General features: G+C 66.5%; 27 protein-coding genes and 1 tRNA gene. 10 read left to right on the top strand and 18 right to left on the bottom strand.

All coding sequences use genetic code 11. The features are described from left to right. Window positions 1-2: 2 nt before the first annotated feature. On the bottom strand, window positions 3-641 hold the full coding sequence (locus tag LY254_RS03840; RefSeq protein ID WP_247479027.1) for a metallophosphoesterase: 639 nt from the start codon (window positions 639-641) through the stop codon (window positions 3-5). A gap of 104 nt (window positions 642-745) precedes the next feature. On the opposite strand from LY254_RS03840, the gene LY254_RS03835 reads away from it, so the two are divergent. Next, a complete protein-coding gene (locus LY254_RS03835; protein ID WP_247479025.1) occupies window positions 746-1,105 on the top strand; it encodes a hypothetical protein in 360 nt (119 codons plus the stop codon). 2 nt (window positions 1,106-1,107) lie between these two features. On the opposite strand, the gene LY254_RS03830 is transcribed toward LY254_RS03835, so the two are convergent. Both LY254_RS03830 and LY254_RS03825 read right to left on the bottom strand, forming a co-directional pair. Then, entirely contained in the window at window positions 1,108-1,428 is a 321-nt protein-coding gene (locus LY254_RS03830) for an MgPME-cyclase complex family protein (protein WP_010317828.1), read from the bottom strand. Next, a complete protein-coding gene (locus LY254_RS03825) occupies window positions 1,425-2,174 on the bottom strand; it encodes a pyridoxine 5'-phosphate synthase (RefSeq protein WP_247479023.1) in 750 nt (249 codons plus the stop codon). The genes LY254_RS03830 and LY254_RS03825 overlap by 4 nt, the downstream gene beginning before the upstream one ends. Window positions 2,175-2,306: 132 nt before the next feature. Here LY254_RS03825 and LY254_RS03820 point away from each other — a divergent pair, with 132 nt between their 5' ends. The 4 genes from LY254_RS03820 to grxD are packed head-to-tail and all read left to right on the top strand — an operon-like array spanning window position 2,307 to window position 4,201. Beyond that, a complete protein-coding gene (locus tag LY254_RS03820; protein WP_247479021.1) occupies window positions 2,307-3,026 on the top strand; it encodes a 1-acyl-sn-glycerol-3-phosphate acyltransferase in 720 nt (239 codons plus the stop codon). 2 nt (window positions 3,027-3,028) lie between these two features. Beyond that, window positions 3,029-3,580, top strand: a complete 552-nt coding sequence (locus LY254_RS03815) for a hypothetical protein (protein WP_247479019.1) — start codon at window positions 3,029-3,031, stop codon at window positions 3,578-3,580. A 47-nt stretch (window positions 3,581-3,627) separates the two neighbouring features. Then, window positions 3,628-3,861, top strand: a complete 234-nt coding sequence (locus LY254_RS03810; protein WP_010317824.1) for a BolA family protein — start codon at window positions 3,628-3,630, stop codon at window positions 3,859-3,861. A gap of 16 nt (window positions 3,862-3,877) precedes the next feature. Continuing rightward, a complete protein-coding gene (grxD, locus tag LY254_RS03805; RefSeq protein WP_010317823.1) occupies window positions 3,878-4,201 on the top strand; it encodes a Grx4 family monothiol glutaredoxin in 324 nt (107 codons plus the stop codon). Between the two features lie 36 nt (window positions 4,202-4,237). On the opposite strand, the gene LY254_RS03800 is transcribed toward grxD, so the two are convergent. Continuing rightward, the gene (locus tag LY254_RS03800) at window positions 4,238-4,504 is read right to left on the bottom strand and encodes a DUF6761 family protein (protein WP_010317822.1); all 267 of its coding nucleotides are present in this window, start codon (window positions 4,502-4,504) and stop codon (window positions 4,238-4,240) included. 105 nt (window positions 4,505-4,609) lie between these two features. Between LY254_RS03800 and LY254_RS03795 the strand changes: the two genes are divergently transcribed. Then, window positions 4,610-5,362 carry a response regulator transcription factor gene (locus tag LY254_RS03795; protein ID WP_156797984.1) on the top strand — a complete coding sequence of 251 codons (753 nt, stop codon included), beginning with the start codon at window positions 4,610-4,612 and terminating at the stop codon, window positions 5,360-5,362. Here the strand turns inward: LY254_RS03795 and LY254_RS03790 are convergent. Together LY254_RS03790 and LY254_RS03785 are read right to left on the bottom strand one after the other, a co-directional pair. Then, a complete protein-coding gene (locus LY254_RS03790; RefSeq protein WP_247479017.1) occupies window positions 5,322-5,873 on the bottom strand; it encodes a hypothetical protein in 552 nt (183 codons plus the stop codon). The genes LY254_RS03795 and LY254_RS03790 overlap by 41 nt on opposite strands. Next, window positions 5,870-6,139, bottom strand: a complete 270-nt coding sequence (locus LY254_RS03785) for a hypothetical protein (RefSeq protein WP_247479015.1) — start codon at window positions 6,137-6,139, stop codon at window positions 5,870-5,872. The genes LY254_RS03790 and LY254_RS03785 overlap by 4 nt, the downstream gene beginning before the upstream one ends. Window positions 6,140-6,170: 31 nt before the next feature. Here LY254_RS03785 and LY254_RS03780 point away from each other — a divergent pair, with 31 nt between their 5' ends. Beyond that, entirely contained in the window at window positions 6,171-7,553 is a 1,383-nt protein-coding gene (locus tag LY254_RS03780) for a glycoside hydrolase family 13 protein (RefSeq protein WP_247479014.1), read from the top strand. Here the strand turns inward: LY254_RS03780 and crtH are convergent. Further along, on the bottom strand, window positions 7,550-9,091 hold the full coding sequence (crtH, locus tag LY254_RS03775; protein ID WP_247479012.1) for a carotenoid isomerase: 1,542 nt from the start codon (window positions 9,089-9,091) through the stop codon (window positions 7,550-7,552). The two genes, LY254_RS03780 and crtH, sit on opposite strands and share 4 nt — an antisense overlap. Before the next feature lie 97 nt (window positions 9,092-9,188). Between crtH and LY254_RS03770 the strand changes: the two genes are divergently transcribed. Continuing rightward, a complete protein-coding gene (locus tag LY254_RS03770; RefSeq protein ID WP_247479010.1) occupies window positions 9,189-10,367 on the top strand; it encodes an MFS transporter in 1,179 nt (392 codons plus the stop codon). Here the strand turns inward: LY254_RS03770 and trmFO are convergent. The 3 genes from trmFO to LY254_RS03755 form a co-directional block, all read right to left on the bottom strand. Next, window positions 10,353-11,723, bottom strand: a complete 1,371-nt coding sequence (trmFO, locus tag LY254_RS03765; RefSeq protein ID WP_247479008.1) for an FADH(2)-oxidizing methylenetetrahydrofolate--tRNA-(uracil(54)-C(5))-methyltransferase TrmFO — start codon at window positions 11,721-11,723, stop codon at window positions 10,353-10,355. The two genes, LY254_RS03770 and trmFO, sit on opposite strands and share 15 nt — an antisense overlap. 58 nt (window positions 11,724-11,781) lie before the next feature. After that, window positions 11,782-11,904: a photosystem II protein Y gene (locus LY254_RS03760; RefSeq protein WP_010317814.1), complete on the bottom strand. Its 123-nt coding sequence runs from the start codon at window positions 11,902-11,904 to the stop codon at window positions 11,782-11,784. Between the two features lie 86 nt (window positions 11,905-11,990). Beyond that, complete coding sequence (locus tag LY254_RS03755; protein ID WP_247479006.1) at window positions 11,991-12,509, bottom strand: gamma carbonic anhydrase family protein; 519 nt, start codon at window positions 12,507-12,509, stop codon at window positions 11,991-11,993. Window positions 12,510-12,639: 130 nt separating this feature from the next. On the opposite strand from LY254_RS03755, the gene LY254_RS03750 reads away from it, so the two are divergent. Continuing rightward, window positions 12,640-12,711 (top strand) — tRNA-Lys (locus LY254_RS03750). A 52-nt stretch (window positions 12,712-12,763) separates the two neighbouring features. Here LY254_RS03750 and LY254_RS03745 read toward each other — a convergent pair. From LY254_RS03745 to LY254_RS03735, 3 genes are all read right to left on the bottom strand, one after another. Further along, a complete protein-coding gene (locus tag LY254_RS03745; protein ID WP_010317812.1) occupies window positions 12,764-12,982 on the bottom strand; it encodes a hypothetical protein in 219 nt (72 codons plus the stop codon). A gap of 255 nt (window positions 12,983-13,237) precedes the next feature. Beyond that, a complete protein-coding gene (locus LY254_RS03740) occupies window positions 13,238-13,804 on the bottom strand; it encodes a PAP/fibrillin family protein (protein WP_247479005.1) in 567 nt (188 codons plus the stop codon). After that, entirely contained in the window at window positions 13,804-14,475 is a 672-nt protein-coding gene (locus LY254_RS03735; protein ID WP_247479003.1) for a hypothetical protein, read from the bottom strand. The genes LY254_RS03740 and LY254_RS03735 overlap by 1 nt, the downstream gene beginning before the upstream one ends. 81 nt (window positions 14,476-14,556) lie before the next feature. Here LY254_RS03735 and LY254_RS03730 point away from each other — a divergent pair, with 81 nt between their 5' ends. Further along, complete coding sequence (locus LY254_RS03730; protein WP_247479002.1) at window positions 14,557-15,699, top strand: fatty acid desaturase; 1,143 nt, start codon at window positions 14,557-14,559, stop codon at window positions 15,697-15,699. A gap of 22 nt (window positions 15,700-15,721) precedes the next feature. Here LY254_RS03730 and LY254_RS03725 read toward each other — a convergent pair whose 3' ends face one another. From LY254_RS03725 to LY254_RS03705, 5 genes are all read right to left on the bottom strand, one after another. Further along, window positions 15,722-16,033, bottom strand: coding sequence for a hypothetical protein (locus LY254_RS03725; protein ID WP_247479000.1), 312 nt, complete (start codon window positions 16,031-16,033; stop codon window positions 15,722-15,724). Between the two features lie 9 nt (window positions 16,034-16,042). Continuing rightward, window positions 16,043-16,459 carry a sigma factor gene (locus tag LY254_RS03720; protein WP_247478998.1) on the bottom strand — a complete coding sequence of 139 codons (417 nt, stop codon included), beginning with the start codon at window positions 16,457-16,459 and terminating at the stop codon, window positions 16,043-16,045. A 533-nt stretch (window positions 16,460-16,992) separates the two neighbouring features. Beyond that, entirely contained in the window at window positions 16,993-17,688 is a 696-nt protein-coding gene (locus LY254_RS03715) for a DNA-binding response regulator (RefSeq protein ID WP_247478997.1), read from the bottom strand. Between the two features lie 67 nt (window positions 17,689-17,755). Next, entirely contained in the window at window positions 17,756-18,364 is a 609-nt protein-coding gene (locus tag LY254_RS03710; protein ID WP_247478996.1) for a sigma factor, read from the bottom strand. A 34-nt stretch (window positions 18,365-18,398) separates the two neighbouring features. Then, window positions 18,399-19,802 (bottom strand): glycosyl hydrolase family 57, encoded by a 1,404-nt coding sequence (locus tag LY254_RS03705; protein WP_247478995.1) that lies wholly within the window; start codon window positions 19,800-19,802, stop codon window positions 18,399-18,401. Window positions 19,803-20,030: the final 228 nt, after the last annotated feature.

Here is a 20,030-nt window from a genome sequence, read left to right as displayed (position 1 = left end):
GCTCAGACGGGGCTCAGGCTGGGCGACTGCAGACTATGGGCAAGACCCGGAACTGACACCACCTCGCGGCTCTCGGGGCAGTAGGCGCTGAGGTCGCCGCCGTAGCAGGCGCCGGTGTCCACCATGACGATGTTGGGCAGCCGGCGGACGTTCGGGCCGGGGGTGTGGCCGATCACCACATCGCCAAAGCGTCCGTCGTACTGCTCCCAAAACCCCATGCGCACCCGTAGGTCCGGTTGCCAGGTGCTGGGGTTGAAGCCGGCATGGGTGGCCACCCAACCTTCGCCCCAGTAGGCCAGTGGCAGCTGCTCCAGGCGTTTGAGCCATAGGGCGCAACCGTCGCTGCCGAGTTGACGGCGTGTCTCGGCGCCGGCCTGTTTGTTTGCCCCTTGATCGCTGCGCAGGGCCTCGATCAGATCCTGCTCGTGGTTGCCCCGCAGCCAGATGGCGCGGCCGTTCTCCACCAGGCCCCAGATGCGCTCCATCGTCGCGGGGGTGTCGGGGCCGCGGTTGATGGCGTCGCCGCAAAAAATCAGACGGTCTCCCGTCGGGAGTTGCGCCAGCAGGCTCTCGAGGGACCCCGAGCAGCCATGCACATCACCGATGACCCAGTGGCGGGCTTTGCGACTGACGGTCGTCATATCTCCCACTTTGGCTGGAGCCTTGACGATCTGTCAGCCCCTTTTGCGCATCCCCTCGCAGAGGTTGAAAACGGGATAACGTCCCTTTAACCACGCCCCTCTGGATGGACAGCCAGACCCCGGAGAGCCCCAAGCCGGTTGATCCGCGCAGCCTCTCGGTGGGTCGGCGGGTGGAGATTCTGGTGAAAGCCCTCGATGGGGCGAAGCGCACCAATGAGGCCCTAGCTAAGTGCGCCAACGGCGACGAGATGGTGGAGGTGCTCCTCAACGCCTCCTCCAAGTTGGGTCTGGGGCTGACCCAGGCGGAACTCACCCGTACCCCGCCGATCCGCGACTGGATCTGGTGGAAGAACAAAGAAGCGGTGCTCACCATTGGTGATGCCAAGCCCCGCTACCAGCAGGACGGAGCGCAGGGCCGATCTGATGGGGATGAGCCCCGCAAGAAGTTCCTCGGTCTCTTCTGAGCTCAGGCGGCGCTGGCCAGGGCGTCGGGGATGGAGCTGGAGGGCGCCTCAAAGCTGCCCTTGGCCACAAACTCCAGACGCAGTTTCATGAAGTCGATGAACTTCGGATCGGTGGAGACCACCGCGGCGGCGGGCTGGGGGACCTGCTCGGCAATGGCCTTGAGCTCGGGGGCTTGGAGGAAGGCGGGGCGCTTCACCAGCCAGAAGTCGATCGCTTTGCCCTGCTCGCCGTAATTACGGACACGCTCGCGCAGCACCTCATCGAGGGGCTCCTCCACGGTGAGGAAGGCCTCACTGGCGGCCACGAAGTGGTACTGGGTCATGAACTGGTGCTGCCGAAGAGGGGTTCCCGGCGGGGATTCTGGACCAAAGCCTTCATCTGCCGCACGGCCTCCTCCAGGCCCACTGCGAGGGCCCGGGCGACGATGGTGTGACCGATGTTGAGCTCCTCCATGCCCTCGATGGCGGCGATCGGCTCCACGTTTTGGTAGGTCAGGCCATGGCCAGCGTTGACCCGCAGGCCCAGGCTGCGGGCAATGAAGGTGCCCTCGGTGATGCGTGCCACTTCCTTGGCCTGCTGCTGCCAGTTCGCCTCGGCATAGGTGCCGGTGTGCAGTTCCACCCAGCGGGCGCCGCTGGCCTGGCAGGCCTCCAGCTGGGCGGCCTCGGCGTCGACAAACAGGCTGACGCCGATGCCGGCGTCCTGGAGACGGCCCGAGATTCCTTTGATCGTGCTGAGCTGCGAGGCCACATCCAGCCCCCCTTCTGTGGTGACCTCCTCGCGCTTCTCCGGCACGAGGGTGACCATGTCGGGCTTGATCCGCAGGGCGATGGCCTCCATCTCGGCGGTCGCGGCCATCTCCAGGTTCAGGCGGCTGCGCACCACCTGACGCAACAACTCCACATCGCGGTCCTGGATGTGGCGCCGGTCCTCGCGCAGGTGCACGGTGATGCCATCGGCGCCGCCGAGCTCAGCCAGCAGGGCGTAGCTCACCGGGTCGGGCTCAACCGTGCGGCGGGCCTGGCGCACATTGGCGATGTGATCAATGTTGACGCCAAGGCTCGCCATGGCAATCGCTGCTGCTAGGCGGATCCTATGGATGGCGCCGCCAGGCCCGCTCGATCAACTGCCTGCTTGAGGGGCTTTCGGTAGGGGATCGCCCTTAGGTTGCCGGGACTTCAGGTCAGGGTGTTCAGTCCGATGGCGGCGGCAGGCACGGCATCGGTGGCGCTGACGGAACGGGAAAAGAGTCTCTGCAACGGCATCAACCCCTGGCTGGCGCCGGTGGCGATGGTGCTCACCCAGGACGTTGCCCTGAAGGGATTTTTTGGTGGTGGCCTGAGGGTCCTTGGCCGCGAGAACTTGCCCCATGAGGGGCCCGTGCTGCTGGCGCCGACCCACCGCTCCCGCTGGGATGCGCTGATGCTCCCCTATGCCGCCGGGCGCCGGGTGAGCGGACGGGACTGCCGTTTCATGGTCACCAGCGATGAGATGACCGGTTTGCAGGGCTGGTTCCTGCATCGCCTGGGCTGCTTCCCGGTGAATCCGCGCAAGCCGGCCGCCGCCTCCCTGCGCTTCGCCGTCGATCTGCTCGAGAGCGGCAATCAATTGGTGATGTTCCCGGAGGGGAAGATCAACCAGGACGATCCAGCCATGCGGCTGATGCCTGGGCTGGCGCGGCTGACGGCCCTGGCGGAAGGCCAGGGGGTGGCGGTTCAGGTGGTGCCCGTTGGGATTGCCTATGGCCATGCCAAGCCCCGCTTTGGCGATCAGGCCGCCCTCTGCTTCGGTCAACCCCTGCGTCTGGCCGGTGGGGAACGGGAGCAGATCAAGGCCCTGACGCTGGATCTGACGGAGAAGCTTCAGGCTGCTGAGGCGCTGGCGCGCCAGGCGGTTGGGCGCCCCTTGCAACGCCCGTAGAGTTGCCCCAATTCGCAAGTGCTCCTGTGCGCCGGCAACTCGCCGCCTTCAGCCTCTCCGCCCTGGCGGCGGTTGTCCCTGGTCTGGTCTCGCAATCCGCCCTGGCTCAGGACGCCCAAAAGGTCCTGGCTTCCCCCAGCTCGGGTCTGAACCTCAGCGCCATTGAGGCCAAGGTGGCGGCCGGTGATGCCGCTGCGGCCGCCGGCAATCTGGAGCAGGCCAAAGCCGACTACGACTCGGCCCGTGAAGGCGCCCAGAACCTGACCCGCTTTTATCGCAGCCTCAGCGGTTCCTTCCGCGGCCTCGATGCCCGGATCCCCCGGGAGATGGATGCCAAAGGCCGGGAGGCCCTCGAGCTGCAGGCCAAGATCGACCTGCGTCTGGCGGCGCTGCTGCGCCGGATGAACCAGCCCGCCGCTGCCGTTCCCCTGTTGGTGGAAGTGGTTCAGATCACCACCCCGGCCAACCCCATGGGCCAGAAGGCTTATCAGAGCCTGCTGGAGCTGGGCTTCGTCACCACCCCCTTCGCCGGTGGTTCGGGCGCGGGCAATTGATTCCGCAGTCCGTCTTCTTACAGTCCCAAGCTCACTGATCTGAGGTCATGGTTCATCCCGACCAGGTGAAGGCCGCCATTGGCGTCGCCCTTCCCGATGCCTGCGTTGAGGTGGAAGATCTCACCGGCGGCGGTGACCACCTGCAGGTGAAGGTGGTCTCCTCGGCGTTTGAGGGACTCAGCCGGATCAAGCAACACCAGCTGGTCTACGGCGCCCTTCGCTCGGAGCTGGCCAGCGAGGCGATTCACGCCCTCGCCCTGCAGACCTCAACCCCCTCCTGATTTCACGATTCATCCCATGGATTCCGCCCTCAAGCAGCGCCTCGATCAGTTGGTGGGCAGCAGCCCGATCTTCGTCTTCATGAAGGGCAGCAAGTTGATGCCCCAGTGCGGCTTCAGCAACAACGTGGTGCAGATCCTCAACGCCATGGCCGTTCCCTTCGAGACCTTTGACGTGCTCTCCGACATGGAGATCCGTCAGGGCATCAAGGAGTACTCCGAGTGGCCGACCATTCCCCAGGTCTATGTCAATGGGGAGTTCATTGGCGGCTCCGACATCCTGATCGAGATGTACAACTCAGGGGAACTCAAGGAAAAGCTCGCGATTGCCCTCGCCAGCTGAGATCTCCAAGGGGCCTGAGGGCCCCTTTTTTTGTGCCTAGTTGCGGCCGGTCTCGTAGAGGGTGCTCATGTCGCCGTTGGGGCCGATGAAGCTGGAGGGATCCATGATCCAGCGGTCCACGACCTCCTCAAGGCGGCGCTGGGCCAGGGGGTCCAGCAGGGCCGAGCGCCGCAGGGCGTGCAGGTAGCCATCGGCGTACAGCCGCAGTTCCGAGGGCCCGTGGTAGCGATCCGCCAGGGACTGGCAGGCATCGCAGAGGGACTGGAAATGGCGAATGGCTTCTGGGTGCTGCAGTCCGTTCATGGTTCGGGAAGAGGGCCTCGACCCGGTGGCCAGATATCAAGCAGTGCTTGATACCGATGTGCCTCTGAAATTACCGATAGCGTAGAGAGAATCAAGGAGAAGGGCGTGTCCTCCACACCTCCAAGTCCTGAATCGAATCTGAAACGGGTTCTGGTGGTGGATCCTCACCCCACCCTGCGCACCGTTCTGGCCCAGCGTCTGCGGCAGGACGGTCACCTCACCGCCGCTGTCTCCACCGCCTCAGAGGCCATTGCCCTCTGTGAGGACCTCACCCCCGACCTGCTTGTTGCCGCCGAACTGCTGGAGGAAACCTCAGCCCTGAAGCTGGCTGGTCAGCTTCGCTGTCCGGTGATGGTGCTCACGGCCCGCTCCGGCTCAGAACCGGTGGTCTCCCTGCTCGATGCCGGCGCCGATGACGTCCTGCGCAAGCCCTTTGGCCTGGAGGAACTGGCCGCCCGTTGCCGGCTGCTGCTGCGCCGCAGTGGTACGGGTCTGCAGGAGCGGGTCTGCGTCGGTCCGCTCGAGGTGCATGTCCTGCTGCGCCAGGTGACCCTGCGGGATCAGCCCGTTGAGCTCAGCCCCCGGGAATTCGCCCTGCTGTGCGCCCTGCTGATGCCCCCCGGCATCATCCGCAGCCGCAGCGAACTGCTGCGCATGGCCTGGCCCCCCTTCAGTGGTGGCCCCCGTTCGGTCGACACCCAGGTGCTCACCCTGCGGCGCAAGTTGGAGCAGGCCGGCCTGGGCGAGGGCGGCGGCATCGAGACCGTGCGCCAGCAGGGCTACCGCTTCAGCCTGGACACCATTCCCTCCGATGGCCTCAGCTCAGCGCCGCTGACGGGAGCACCCATCGCCCGCTGAGCAGGGCCCAGCCCACCATCGCCTCAAACACCAGCATCGCCAGGCAGAGCCCCGCCAGGAGCTGATAGGTCCAAGGGGGGCTGATCCGGCCGATGGAGCTGGTGTCCAGGCCCGTCCGCTCGCTGAAGCGGCCCAGGAACTCCTCGAAGGCTTGCACCCGTTGGGGGAGCAGATAGGCCGAGCCGTCCTCCGTTCTGACGTAGAAGACACGGCCCCCCTGGCTGGTGGCTACAGGCGTCAGGCCCTTGACCTGCTCCCAGGTCAGGGACCAACCGCGGCGCAGCAGCCAGGAGCACCAGCGCGGGTAGCCCACCTGCAGGCCGCCCTCGCCCAGGCTCACCTCCTCGCTCACTAGGGCCCAGACCAGCAGCAGCCCCAGGGGCAGTGCAGCGATCAGCCAGGGCTGAAGGTTGGCCGGGGCCATCCAGGGCAGGGGGAAGACCAGGGCCAGATAGAGGCTGACCAGCGTGAAGCGAATCAGCGGCGCCATCGGGTAGCGCTGGTCGCTCATCGGTCCTCGGGGGAGCCGGGGAGCGGTTCGATCACGCCCGAGGGTTGGTAGCGCCCGCCGAAGACCTCCTGCTCGCGTCCCTTCCAGAACTCGCCCAGGCGCATCAGATCGGCGTGGGCCTCGTGGAGTTTCTGCTCGTACTCCTCGGGGTTCATCGTGTCCTTGGCCTCCTTCAGCTTCGTCAGCCGCAGCAGCTGCAGCATCCAGGGTTTGGAGAGTTCGCCCCGCTGCTCGAGGTAGCGGGCCAGCTCCTCGGAAGTCGGCATCTCGGCAGCTTGCGTCAAGAGGGGCCACCCTATGGAGATGGTCTCGGCTTCTGCGAGTTCGGGTTTCTGCCTGCCGCCGGCCTGGGCCGCGGAGGCCGTCGTCTACCAGATCTTTCCGGATCGTTTCTGCCGCAGTGGGCGCTCGCCCCAGCAGAGCGGCCTGCTTCTGGCGCCCTGGGGCTCCGCGCCCGATCCCCATGCCTTTCAAGGGGGTGACCTCTGGGGTGTGCTCGATCGCCTGGACCATCTCCAGGGTCTGGGGGTCAGCTGCCTCTATCTCAACCCGATCTTCAGCTCGGCGGCCAATCACCGCTATCACGCCTACGACTATTTCCAGGTCGATCCGCTGCTGGGCGGTGAGCCGGCCTTTGCGGCGCTGCTGGCCGAACTCAAGCGCCGGGGTATGCGCCTGCTGCTCGATGGGGTCTTCAACCACTGCGGCCGGGGTTTCTGGGCCTTCCATCACCTGCTGGAGAACGGGCCGGCCTCGCCCTACCGCGACTGGTTCATCAGCGAGCACTGGCCCCTGAGGCCCTACCCCGCAGCGGGGGAGTCCTGCGGCTACCACGCCTGGTGGTCTGATCCGGCCCTGCCCAAGTTCAACCACGCCAATCCCCAGGTGCGTGAGCACCTGCTGGCGGTTGGTCGCCACTGGATCGAGCGCGGGATTGACGGCTGGCGCCTGGACGTTCCCGATGAGGTGGAGCCGAGCTTCTGGCTGGAGTTTCGGCGGGAGGTGCGCGCGGCCAACCCCGAGGCCTGGATCGTTGGCGAGATCTGGGGTGAGGCGCGCCAGTGGCTCGGCGGCCAGCACTTCGATGGGGTGATGAACTACCGCCTCGCCTGGGGCACCCTCGGTTGGGTCGCTGCCGGGGTCCTGGCCCATGGGCATCACCGCGAGGCGATTCCCTATCAATGCCTCAGTGGCGAGCACTATCGCGCGCTGCTGCTCGAGACCCTGGGTTGGTACCGGCCCGAGGTGAACTGCGCTCAGCTCAACCTGCTGGACAGCCATGACGTGCCGCGGGCGCTGCACATGCTCCAGGGGGACCTGGCGGCCCTGAAGCTGGCCCTGGTGCTGCTCTTTGCCCTGCCTGGGGTGCCCTCGCTCTATTACGGCACTGAGGCTGGCCTCGCGGGCGGTGAGGAGCCGGCCTGCCGTGAGGCCTTCCCCTGGGGGGCGCCCCTGGTCTTGGGGGACTTCATCGCTGCTCTGGCCCAGATGCGCCGAGAGCACTCCGCCCTGCGCTCGGCTGAACTGGAGCTGGAGCTCCTTGGCGAGGAGGGGCTGCTGCTGATCCGCGGCAGCGGGGCCGAGCGGCGGCGGCTGGTGCTCAACCGCAGCCGGGATTCAGCGCTGGCGCTGCCCGATGGCAGCCAGCTGGCCCCCCAGGACTGGCGGCTCTTGGCTTAGTCCGGCAGGGCCCAGGGGTTCAGGCCCAGGTCCGCGCCGATGCGGTGGGCGCAGGCGAAGCCGCTGAAGGCTACGGCGTTCAGGCCCTGGCCGGGGAAGCAGGAGTCACCGACGCAGTAGAGGTTCTGCAGCCCCGTGCGGTTGAAGGGCATCGGCAGCAGGCCCGGCAGGCGCAGGGCGGGGATCGGGCCGTAGCTGCCGCCCATGCGCCCGAGGAAGCGGCGGTGGGTGCGGGGCGTGCCGATCTCCTGGTGGCGGATCGCGCCGGCCAGACCCGGCAGGATTGCTTCCAGTCGTTGCACCAGTCGGGCGGCATCGGCGGCCTTCTTGGCTTTGTAGGCGCTTGGACTCAGGTCCTTCCAGGCCTGGATGTCGCTTGGGGTGAAGGTGTGGACGATGTGCCGGCCCTCGGGGGCCAGGGAGGGATCCAGCAGGGTCGGGATCGAAACGAAGATCACCCCCTGCTCGTCCTCCATCGCCGACCAGTCCTCCAGCAGCAGGTGGTGGCAGTGGAAGCCCTCGGGAATGACCGAGGCGTCGACCCCCAGATGCAGGGAGAGGAAGGAGGGGGAGGGTTTGTAGCGGCGGCGCCAGGTGCGCTCGGCCTTGGGGGTGTGGGCGGCATCCACCAGCGGTTGGCGCACCGAGCCCTCGCCGGCAAAGGTGTCCCAGCGGGTGGCGTTGCTCACCACGCGGCGGGCCTGGATCGTCTCGCCATCGGCCAGCTTCACGCCCACGGCCTGGCCGTTCTCGATCAGCACCTCGGTGACGCGGGCCTTGTAGCGGATCGCGCCGCCATGGCTCTCGAGACCGGCCACCAGTTTCTCGGCGATCACCCCAACGCCTCCCTTGGGGTAGTTGATGCCGCCGGCATGGCGATCGGAGAAGACCATGCCGGCGTTGATCATCGGCGTGAGGTCGGCCGGCATCACGCTCCAGCAGAAGCACTCCATGTCGATCAGCTTCAGCAGCTGCTCGTCTTTGATGTGCTGGCGGGCCACATCGCCGACGTTGAAGGGCAGCCAGCGGGCCAGCCCCAGGCAGGCCAGGGGCGCCTTGAAGAAGACCTTGGCCAGGTAGGCCGGGTCCTCGAGCGAGAGCAGCGGCATCGCATCGAGGCAGTTGAACACCTGCCAGCAGGTGTCATAGAAGGCGCGGATGCCCTTGGCCTCGTGGGGGAAGAGGCCCGTGAGGCGGGCGATGAAGGCCTCGTAGTCCCGGTCCACTGCGACGTTCAGGCCGCCCGGCAGGTGGTATTCGAGCTGGGCTGGATCCGGCACCGTCTCGCAGTGCTGGCCCACATCGCCTAGGGCCCGGGTCAGCAGATTCGTGTGGCCCTTCTCGCCGAAGCCAAAGATCATCGAGGCGCCCACATCAAAGGTGTAGCCCTCGCGGCGGAAGCTGCCTCCCGATCCCCCGGGGATCAAATAGCGCTCCAGCACCAGGGTCTTGGCGCCCTTGGCCGCCAGCTGGGAGGCGGTCACCAGGCCGCCGATGCCCGAGCCGATCACGATCACGTCCCAGGAGGGCTTGGTCACGGCGGGACTGGCGGAAGCAGCTTGGAACCCTATCGCCAGGCCTTTGGCCGCTGTCCCTCACTCTTGCTAGAGGACCGGGAAGAGCCTGATCGGTGTTTTGCGCGATCGCATCCTTTGGATCCTGAGCCTGGTCTTTATCGCCTGGATGGTCTGGGCTGAAACCAGTTTTCAATTTTTCGAGCACGACCTGGCGCAGGGTTCGGCCCTCCAGCCCGGTGCTATGGCGCTCCTGGGCTGTGCCTTTCTCCTTCCCTACGGACTGGTTCAGATTCCAGTGGGCTGGCTGCTCGATCGCAGGCAGGTCGATCGTCTGCTGCTGCTCGGTGGAGTCGCGGCCGCCAGCTTCACCTTGGTCTTCTCACGAGGCGAGTCGTTCCAGGCCTTGCTGCTGAGCCGCGCCGGCATGGGCCTGGCCTGTGCCGTGGCGTTTCCCGCCTCTGGACTGCTGGCACGCCGCAGCTTGCCCCAGGAGCGATTCGCCTTGGCGATGGGATTCACCGACAGCCTGCTCGGTCTTGGTGCCACCTTTGCCGCACTCATGCCCCTGCTGATCGGCAGCCAGAACTGGCGGCTGCTGGTGCAGGTCCAAAGCCTCTCGTTGGCGGTGTTGGTGGTGTTGCCCTTGGCGCTGCTGGCCTGGTCTCGGCCCTCGCTGAAGCGCTCCAGTTCTGCTCCGACGTCTGAGCCGGAGGGATCGCCAAACCCCCGCCAACTGCTGCAGGGCGCACTGATGTACGCCTGGGGCGGGGGGCTGCTGTTTGGCCTTGGGCAGTACGCCCTGATCTCCCGCCTACGCGGTTGGAACACTGACCTTCAGGTGCAGGCGACCCTGCTGCTCTCGCTTGGCATCAGCGTCAGCATGGTGCTCAGCGGCGCCCTGGCGAAGCGCCCCCAGAGGCGCTCTGGTCTGCTGCTTGTGGGCAGCCTGCTGGCGACGATCTCGTTGTTTGCCTTGGGCAGCCCTGCCGGTGGTGGTGAGCTGCAACGGCTGGCGGGTGCTGGCCTGGGTCTTGGAATTGGGACCAGCGTGATGGCCTTCCCCATGGCCGAGGAGGCTGCAGCCCCAGGAAAAACGGCCTTCGTGGTGGCCCTGGTCAACACCTGCGGCACCGTCAGCGGTGGCCTGATGATGCTGATCTCGGGTCTGTTGCTGCAGCTGAGCAGCGCCGAGGGACTGCCCTTGGCGATGGGCCTCTATGGCGTCTTCACGGCCGCTGGCATTCCGCTGGCCCTTTGGATCAAGCGCAGCGAGCCCCAGCTGTCAGGCCGCCACTAGGCCTTGTTCGCAGAAGGGCGCCAGATCCTCCAGGGCCCGGTCGCGGTAGGCGCCGTAGCGGCGGCGCTTGTCGCGGATGCGCTCCGGGAGTTCGGGCAGTAGGCCGAAGTTGGGGGGCATGGGCTGGAACTTCTCGCTGGGGGCCTCGGCGATGAAGTGGGTCAGGGCGCCGCTCATGGTGGTGGCCGGCAGGTTGATCGGCTCCAGACCTTGGGCCAGGCGGGCGGCGTTGGTGCCGGCCAGCCAGCCGCCGGCGACGGCCGCGGCGTAGCCCTCGGTGCCGGTGATCTGGCCGGCGGCCAGCAGGGTCGGGCGGCTGCGGAACTGCAGGGTGGGATCCAGCAGCTGGGGCGCCTCCAGGAAGGTGTTGCGGTGCATCACCCCGAAGCGCACGAACTCGGCGTTCTCCAGGCCCGGGATCATCCGCAGCACCCGCTTCTGCTCGCCCCACTTGAGGTTGGTCTGGAAGCCCACCAGGTTCCAGAGGCGGCCGTCCTTGTCCTCCTGGCGCAGTTGCACCACGGCGTAGGCGCGCTTGGCCCGGCGCACGTCCCGGTCGTTGACATCGCCCCAGCGGGGATCCCAGAGACCGATGGGCTTGAGGGGGCCGTAGCGCATGGTGTCCTCGCCGCGGCGGGCGAGCTCCTCAATCGGTAGGCAACCCTCAAAGAAGGTGGCGTTCTCTTTTTCGAAGTCCTTGAGCTCGGCCTGCTCGGCCGCCAGCAGGGCCTCGCGGAAGGCGAGGAACTGCTCTTTGTCCATCGGACAGTTGATGTAGTCGGCGTCGCCCTTGTCGTAGCGGGAGGCGCGGAAGGCAATCGAGAGGTCGATGCTCTCGCCCTCAACGATTGGACTGGCGGCGTCAAAGAAGTGACAGTCCCCCCGGCCGGTGAAGGCGCGCAGGTCCTCGGCCAGGGGTTCGCTGGTCAGGGGACCGGTGGCCAGCACCGTGATCTGCTCAGGGCCGGGCAGGGCCAGTTGCTCATCGCGCACCACCGTCACCAGGGGGTGCTGCTCGAGGGTTTCCGTCAGGGCGGCGCTATAGCGGCCGCGGTCCACCGCCAGGGCACCACCGGCGGGGACGGAATGCTGGTCCGCGGTGCCGATCACCAGGGAGCCAAGGCGGCGTAGCTCCTCCTGCAGCAGGCCCGCGGCCCGATCACTGCTGAGGGCTCCGAAGCTGTTGCTGCAGACCAGCTCGGCGAACTCGCTGCTGTGGTGGGCGGGGGAGCGGCGCACCGGCCGCATCTCCACGAGCCGCACAGGGATCCCAGCTCGGGCGATCTGCCAGGCGGCCTCGGTTCCGGCCAGGCCTGCTCCGATCACCAGGACGGATTGGGAGCTGGATTGAGACACGCGAAACCGGCTCCGCCTGAATTGATCAGGCTAGGAGCCGGTGGGTGGGCGCTTGGCCTCAGCCTTGGGCGCGCTTCAGCATCATCTGCAGTTGGCCCACGGCGGCGCGGCCGATGTTGAACACAGCCCAGCCGGCGGCCAGAAGGATCGGGGTCACAACAAGCAGGAGCCGTGCGTCCATGACTGGGGGAAAAGGAGTGCCGAGATCTTACGAACTTCTGTTCCTTGAACTCCGGGAGCTGATCGAATTCGCAGCAATTGGCCTCCTCAGTGGAAGCCCAGGTCCGTGGATCGCCCCGCGTGGGCCATGGCCAGCTGGCGGTAGCGCCGGGCGTGCTCGCGCTGCTCGGCAGCCTTCTCCTCAGAGAGCTCCCGTTTGACCTGGGCTGGGGCGCCCATGACCAGGGCCCGGGGCGGCACGTCCTTGGTCACAACGGATCCGGCGGCCACCAAGGCCCCCGCACCAACGGTGACCCCATTGAGGACGATCGCACCGATGCCGATCAGGCAGCCGTCTTCGAGGGTGGCGCCGTGGACCACAGCGCGGTGGCCGATGGTGACGTCCGCACCGATCAGCACCGGCTGGCCCGGATCCCCGTGGAGCACGGCCCCGTCCTGGACGTTGCTGCCCTCGCCGATGACGATCGGGCAGACATCAGCCCGGGCGACAGCAGTGGGCCAGAGGCTGGCGCCCGCGGCCAGCTGGACGTCGCCAATCAGCACGGCGCTGTCCGCTACCCAGGCGTCGGGATGGACCGATGGCGTGGGCCACGGAGTGCTGGCCATGGGCGTGCTGCAAACGAGGGGTAGGCCCGCATTCTCGCGGGGTTTGAAGGCGGGCACCTCTGGGTGATACGTTCACTCGGTGCCCAGTTTTGGGCGCCCCCCAACAACGGTGTCTAACCTGCGTTCGGGCGGGTCGTTAGCTCAGCGGTAGAGCACTCGGCTTTTAACCGATTGGTCCTCAGTTCGAATCTGAGACGACCCATTTTTTTGAAGGCTCGGTTGCTTCGGCAATCGAGCCTTCGTTTTGTCTGCGCTCAGCTCATCCAACGGAAGACCAGTTGGAGTAGGGCAAAGCCCAGCAGGCAAAAGCCAGCCAGCAGGGACAGGGTTGGTGCCAATGGCAAGGCCCCAAACCAACCAAGCTGATCGATCTCTGGGGCTAGAGCAATGCGTGTAATGGCGGATTGCCTGGCCCCGCCGGCGCGGCGATGCTGTGTCCATCGAACCCAGGAGGCGTCCTCAATGGACGACACGCCACCTCGCTAGCAGCAGAAGCACGCTGACTTCTGGCCCCTGCTCCAACAGTCTTCACCCATTCGTGAGGCAGGTCGTCGGATCGGACACTGATTAGGGACGTCTGAGCCGTCGACACTCCATCTGCACCGCCTGAGGTGCCCCAGGAGCACAAAGCCCCACACCTGGAATGTTCGGCCCCAGGCGCCAAACCAGCCGCTTCAACCAACTGCGCATTCCATCACCCCCGGCCGCTTGGCACGGGGGTTTTTGGTTTAGGGCTTGAGCAGTTGATCGACGCTCAACTCCGGCCGCCGCAGCAGGGCAAAGAGGGTGCCGGCATTGCCGCGGCAGATCCTGAGCTCGCGATCGACAACGGTGATGTCCAGCCAGGCCGGGAAGGACTGCTGAACGTCCTGGAGCCACTGGAGACGCTTCCCCCCCAGGTTGGGTCCAACCCAGCCACCGCGGCGAAAGCGCACCTGGACCCGCTGGGCGCGATCGGGGTCCAGGGTCAACTGGGCTTCCACGGTGATGGCGCCCAGGGGCCCGGGTAGGCGCAGCTGGTTGACGCCGCGTCCTTGGGAGGGGGCCAGGCCCTGGAGGTTCTCCAGCCAGGGGGCGACTCTCAGATAGGGCTGCTGGCTGCTGCTCCAGCGCAACTCCCAGACTCCCTCCAACAGCGGCTGGGTATTCGGGTCCGAGAGGTCCGCGGGCTGGGCGCCCTCGAGGACGCCAATGAGCTGCTCGATCCGCTGGCGCTGCCGGTTGGCGCTGCCCCTGGGTTTCTGGCGCAGGAGCTCCAGCAGTTCCCTTCGCTCCGGGGGGCTGGTTTTGCCCATCAGGGCTCCAGCACCTGGGCGCGCGCATTCACGGTCAGGCTCACCTCGGCCTCGGTGTCCACGGTGAAGACGCTCCAGGTGGTCTGGCAAGCGGGCGTTCCTTGGCTGATGCCCCACTCGATCCGTTGGCCGCCGTAGGTCAGGCCGACGCAGGTCAGGCTCTCGTCATCGGCCAGCAGGCTCCAGAGCAGGGCGAGGTGGCTGCGCTCATAGCTCTCGGGGACCTGGCTGGCCCCCTCGGCGGCCACCACACCGGGCTCGAGGCGGAGGGCTAGATCCCGCTGCCAGCTCAGAAAACGACCGTCATGGGTGGGATAGAACCAGCAGGTCTCATTGACGGCGTCCTGAAGCGCAAAGCAATCGATGCAGCGCAGGACGTCTGGATCGCTGCTGCGCTCGTAGACGCCGATGGCGTTCTCCTGGGGAGCAAAGCCGGGGACCACCGCATCACAGATCAGCCTGCGCAGGGATCCACTGGCGCCTGGATCCAACTGGCCGTCCCAGGGCAATTGGGCGAGGCCATCGCTTGGCGTTTCGCCAGCCACAAACAGGCGAAGGGCGAAGCCCCTGCTGGGGCCCTGGTGCTGGAGCGCAACGAGTTCTGCCCAGCTGATCTCTCCCTGCGGAAGCCCCGTCTGCGGAGCGATCACAAACACCAGGGGATGGTCCATGGCGGGCATTCTGGCCAGGGCGAACCGTCGGTCCATAGATTCTTAAGCAAATCCGAAGGCCGTTGTGTTCCTTTTGACCAGGTGGTCCGTTTGACCACGGCCGTTTCTTCCCCTTCCCGGCGTTCGATCAGCCCCGCCGATCAGGACTTCCCCAGCAAGGCCGAACTGCTCGGCGCGCTGCCGGAGGAGTTGCTGCGCCATGACCCGCTGAAGTCCTGGGGGAGCCTGGCCCTCTCCTTGGGCCTGTCCCTGTTGGCCTACGGGCTGGGCACCCTGATTCCTTTGAGCTGGGCGGCCCTGCCGCTCTGGCTCGTCTACGGGCTGGGGACCGGCACCGTGGCCATGGGCTGTTGGGTCCTGGCCCATGAATGCGGTCACAACGCCTTCCACCCGAACCGACGGGTCGAGGGTGTGGTGGGCTTTGTGCTGCACAGCCTGCTGCTGGTCCCCTACTACTGCTGGGCCCGCAGTCATGCGGTGCACCACGCCTATTGCAACGAGCTCGAGCGGGGCCAGACCCATGTGCCGCCGCGGGCGAGCTCGCCCATGGGGCTATTCACCGAAGGACTGGCCGGCAAGCTCGGTCGCCCCATGGCGGGCTTGGTGGCCTTGTTCAACCACGTCGTCATCGGCTGGCCGCTCTATCTGCTGTTTGGTGTCACCGGCGGTGAGGCCTACGGCAGTTCGGTCTCCCATTTCCGGATGCCTGATCAGGGCGTTCCCCTGAAGCGGCCCCTCTTCCCTGCGGCCTTCCGCCGCTGGATGCTGCGCTCCAACATTGGCCTAGTGGTGGTGCTGGCGGCCCTTGTCGTGGCCGCGATTCAGTTCTCGCCGCTGCGGGTGCTGGCGGTCTACGGCCTCCCTTATCTGGTGGTGAATGGCTGGCTGGTGATTTACACCTGGCTGCAGCACACCGATGTGGAGATTCCCCACTACGACTCCCAGCACTGGACCTGGGTGAAGGGGGCGCTGCAGACCGTTGATCGGCCCTACGGCCCGCTGATCAACCTGCTGCACCACGGCATTGGCTCAACCCACGTCTGCCACCACGTGAACTCGGCCATCCCCCACTACAACGCCTGGCGCGGGACGGCGCTGCTGCGCCAGCGCTACCCCCAGCTGGTGCGCTTTGACCCCACGCCCATCCACAAAGCCCTCTGGCGTGTGGCGACCCGCTGTAAAGCGGTGCGGCAGTCCCCGGTGGATGGGGCCTTCTACTTCTGAGCCTGCAGCACTGCGAGGGGCTTTAGGCCTCGCCGGAGAGGTCCTCCTCCCAAAGGCCCATGCGCACGAGCCATTGGTTGGATTGACTGCGCTGCCAGCCGTGGTCGAGCTCGAGCACATCGGCGATGGAGAGCATCAGATCGAAGAGCTCGGCTTCAAATCCGCCGCGTTGATCGGCCAGGGCTTTGAGTTCCTGGGCCAGTTGCAGCAGCTCGAGCTCCGCCAGCCAGTCCCCCTGCTCAAAGGAGCGGCGGCGGGGGCTGGGGGCTGGGCGCCGCTGGCTGAAGAGGGGCAGCAGTCCTGTGAGCAGGTGGGTGAGGTCTTGGAGTCGCAAGGGTCCATGTCAAAGGCCCTCAAGGGTTCCGGGGCGCAGTCCGCAGGCCTGGCGGCAGTCCAGCCAGAGGGCCAGGGGCACCCCTAGGCGGATGGCGATCTCGGCGTCGCTGAGGTCCAGCTCGAGCCAGCGGCGGGCCTTGACCCAGAGCTCGCGGTAGCGATGGCTGATGCGCACGGCGAAGCCGGTGTCGCGCAGGTGATGCAGCAGCTCCCCTTTGACCTTGCTGACCAGGTAGCTGGAGGGGCGATAGCCCTTGGCGGCATCGAACTGGGCTGCTCCTTTGCAGAGCCCTTCGTAGGCCGGGCTGAGTAGCTCCTCGATCGGCATGCCCCAGCGCCGCGCATAGCGGTGGGCTTGTTGGTGGGCGAGACCGAGGTGCTGGCAGGCAAAACGGCGTTGCTCGGAGCTGAGGCGAGTGGGCATGGCGTTCAAACAGGTGCGGGAGGCTACCCGCGCCTGCCAATACCGAAAGAAGGCGAAAGACCAGAGCCGTCTGAGCCCGAAAGACTCCAGTGACGTCTGGGCGCTCCCCACAGCTGTGCAACAACGAGCCACGGCTGTGGGCGGCGCCGGGGGCCGGGCAGCAGCCAGAACCGGCCCAGAGAGACCGAAACCCATGGCCACCCAATTGCTGTTGACGGCCCACCACCACCAGGCGATGGCAATCGCCTGTGAACGGGGGATGTGGCTGCCTTTACCCCTGCCGGTGGAGAAGCTGCCAACGCTCTTCTATTTGGCGGCGCTCGCTCCCGCGGCCGAGGCGATCAGCGCCCTCGCTGAGATCAGCTGCTTTGAACCCTGGTCTGAGGGGCGCTGGCTACCGATCCTGGGGCGGCTGTTGCCATTGCCCCGGCCGGTGCCGCTGGGGGATCGCCAAGTGCTGGCGGAATGGCTCCCAAGCCGGAGCGATCAGTTCAAGCTGCTGGACCTGCTACCGGTGCTGGAGGCCGGGCGGCTCAGTGATCTGGTGTGCGGCAGGCCAGGTCGCGGGGGCGCACCAGGCCCTGTCCGAGCCCCCAGGCGAGCAAGGCGCGCTGGTCTCGCACACCGACTTTGCGGTACAGCGCACTGAGCTGACGGCGGATGGTGTCGCTGCGGCGTTGCTCCAGCGCCGCGATCTCCCGGCTGTTGAAACCGCGGGCGAGCAGCTCCAGCAGGTGCTGCTCGTTGCCTTGTAGGGGGATCAGCCGCGGTGGTTGCCCGCGCAGCCGCTCCCCTAACAGCGGATCGAGGGATTGCAGCCCCCGCATCAGCATCAGCACCGCCTGGAGCAGACGACCGCCGCCGCAGTGCTGGCGGCAGCAGAGTCCCGCAGCGCCGCTGCGCCAGAGCAGGGCCAGGCGTTCCTGCGGAATGGCGGCATCGAGGCAGACCAGGACCGTTGCCTGCGGCAGGCGCTGGATCAACTCCAGGGCGCCGCCATCGGCGAGCTCGTCATCACAAATCAGCAGCAACTTCTGCTGCTTGGGCAGCGGCAGGGCCAGCAGTTCTGCGATGGACCCCGCAGCAAAGTCGCAGCGATCGAGCAGTAGGCAGACGATCCCAATCAGCCGTTCATCCGCTGCGCAGACGGCAATGCTCCAGTCCTGCTGCAGAGTGCTGATGGCCCGCTGCAGCGCCTGAATCTGTTGGCGGAGTACAGCCGGATTCACGGCCCCTTGTTCACCCTCTTTGCTCTAGGGGCGATGGCTGATGAGGGGCTGATCCTTTGGATTTGACTTAGAAAGCGAAGGCCTCAATGGAGCAGGTCTGGGTGTGATTCCAGCTGCGGATCAAGGCTTCTAATTGCGCCGGCGCGATGGGCTGTTTTCTCGTGCTCAGCTGGGCGGCGAGCCAGCTCAGGCTGGGGCCAATCCCATTGCAGCGCATGCGCTCTTCACTGAGTTGCTCGGCCTTGAGCACCAGCGCGGCCTGCTCGCGGGGGAAGGCAATGCAGCGCCGGTTGCGCTGGCAGAACCGCAGCAATCCGCGGCGGATCCAGAAGCTGGCGTAGGTGGAGAAGCGATAGCCCCGGGTTGGGTCAAATTTCTCTGCGGCCCGCAGCAGATTCAGGGCCGCCTCCTGCAGGGCATCGGCCGTTGCTGCATCCTCAGGGCTCAGGCCGCTGTGTTGCTTTCTCCAGGTGAATCCCACCAGGGCGAGGTTGTGGCGCACCAGTCGATCCCGCGCCCGCAGGCCCCGCTTTTGAATCGCTCTCGGGGCCTGGGCGGGACCGGCTGGATGTTGCTGCCAGCATTGAATCGTGCGGGCCAGCTCCAGCACCGTGCGCTCTGGCAGGGGTGCATGGCGACGGCTGCGCTCAAGCCACTGGCGAACGGATGGATGCATGGGAACACTCCAGCTGGTTGGAGTGTTCCCGCTTTTAGGCGCTCTGGCTGGAGTGGCTCAGCAGCGCCTGGCCGCGGCGATGGAGCTCGCGGGCGTAGTCGGTCCAGGTGCCCTGGCCCCAGTAGCGGAAGCAGCTGGTCTCCAGCAGCAACAGGTGCAGCAGGGCCTGCTGGTAGCTGGGATCACTGGGGAGGGCCGTCGGGTAGCGCTGGTGGAAGGCGGCGCTGAGTTGCTGCATCGGCTCGAGCACGCTCTCGTAGCCCTTGACCCAACTGAGGTCGTTGGTCCAGGAGGCCCCCTCGACGTTGCAGCCGGCGTCGATGCGCTCCTGCAGCTGCTGCGCTGACCAGCGCTCCCCGAGTCCCTGGAGCAGTTCCGCTTGGCCTGCGGCCTGGATCGCGGGGAAGGCGGCGGGGTCGCAATCCAGCAGTTCGAGGTATTCGCTGCCGTTAATGGCGGCGGTGCCCGGCTCAGCGGAGCTGCGCTGGTGGGCCTGGAGGAAGGCCTGGGGGAATTCGTTCATCATCACGCCGCCGTTCTCGCCATCGGCGATCTGGGAGACCAGGGACGGCACGCTGATGTCTCCCAGGGGGAGGCGATCCCGGCTGAGGGCTTCGTAGTAGGGCTGCATCTGGCCCACCAGCTTGGTGTCGGAGCCCTGGGTTTTGATCAAGGCGGTGATCTCGCGGCGCTCGCCCTGGCCATTGCGGGCGATCAGGCGATTGGGCAGATACTTCTGGGCCTCACTGAGGGGGCCGCCAGCGAGGGTCTCGATGCTGTGCTCCTGCAGCAGAACCCAGCGGTAGCCGGCTTGCTGCAGGGCATCGACCAGGGCGAAGAGGGTGTCGGGGTGATTGGGCAGGGCCATCTCCGGTAGGGAGAAGCCGCGCACCCGCTGCAGGGCCTCCAGGCCAAAGGCTGAGGCGAACTGGTGCTGCCAGGCCTCGATCTGCAGCCGTAGATCCGGGATCGGAGTCGAGGGGGCGACGGCATGGCCCCAGAAGGTGCCGAGCCACTCGACGTGCCGTTGCATCTCGGGATCACAGGCCAGGTGGCGCCAGGCATCTGTGATGTCGCTGCGGTCCATCTGCTCGGCTCCCCAGAGCAGATTCCCGGAGATGTCGAGCATGATCCGCGGGCTGCAGCCCTGCTCGATCAGCTCAGGGATCAGATCGGTCAGGCGGCGGTAGCACTGGGCAAAGGGCTCGGCGTTGTGGTTATCGCCCTCCCCCGGGTGCTCAAGCATGTACTGGAGGTGGGAGATCAACTCCCCGCCAGCGCCCGCTGGGATGGTGGGCTGGTGCATGTGCAGCGCGCAGGCAAAGCCCGAGCGCAGCTGATCGAGCTGCAGGGGCGAGTGCTCGCGCCAGTAGGTCCCGGGCTCGGCCATGGCGGCGCGGATCGCGGCTTCTTGGCCGCAGAGCCTGGGTTCCTGCATGAAAGGACGAGGTCGAGAGGTCTTGAAGGCGGTTTTGGTGCTTGGCTTGGGTCTCTGTCACGACAGAGTGAAAGAAGGGGACCCCCGGCTGCCTTCAGGTTCTCTGTTTCATCACTAGCTCTGGATCACCAGCGATGGTGTATTCGCTGCTTTGTCTTCTGTCCTCTTTAGAAGGTGGCCGTTCTGAAGCGTCCAGCCCAGGTCAGTGACAGCACAGCTGCTCGGCCC

This window comes from Synechococcus sp. NB0720_010, from assembly GCF_023078835.1.
Taxonomy (GTDB): Bacteria; Cyanobacteriota; Cyanobacteriia; order PCC-6307; family Cyanobiaceae; genus Vulcanococcus.
This window is presented reverse-complemented; position numbering and strand designations above follow the sequence as displayed.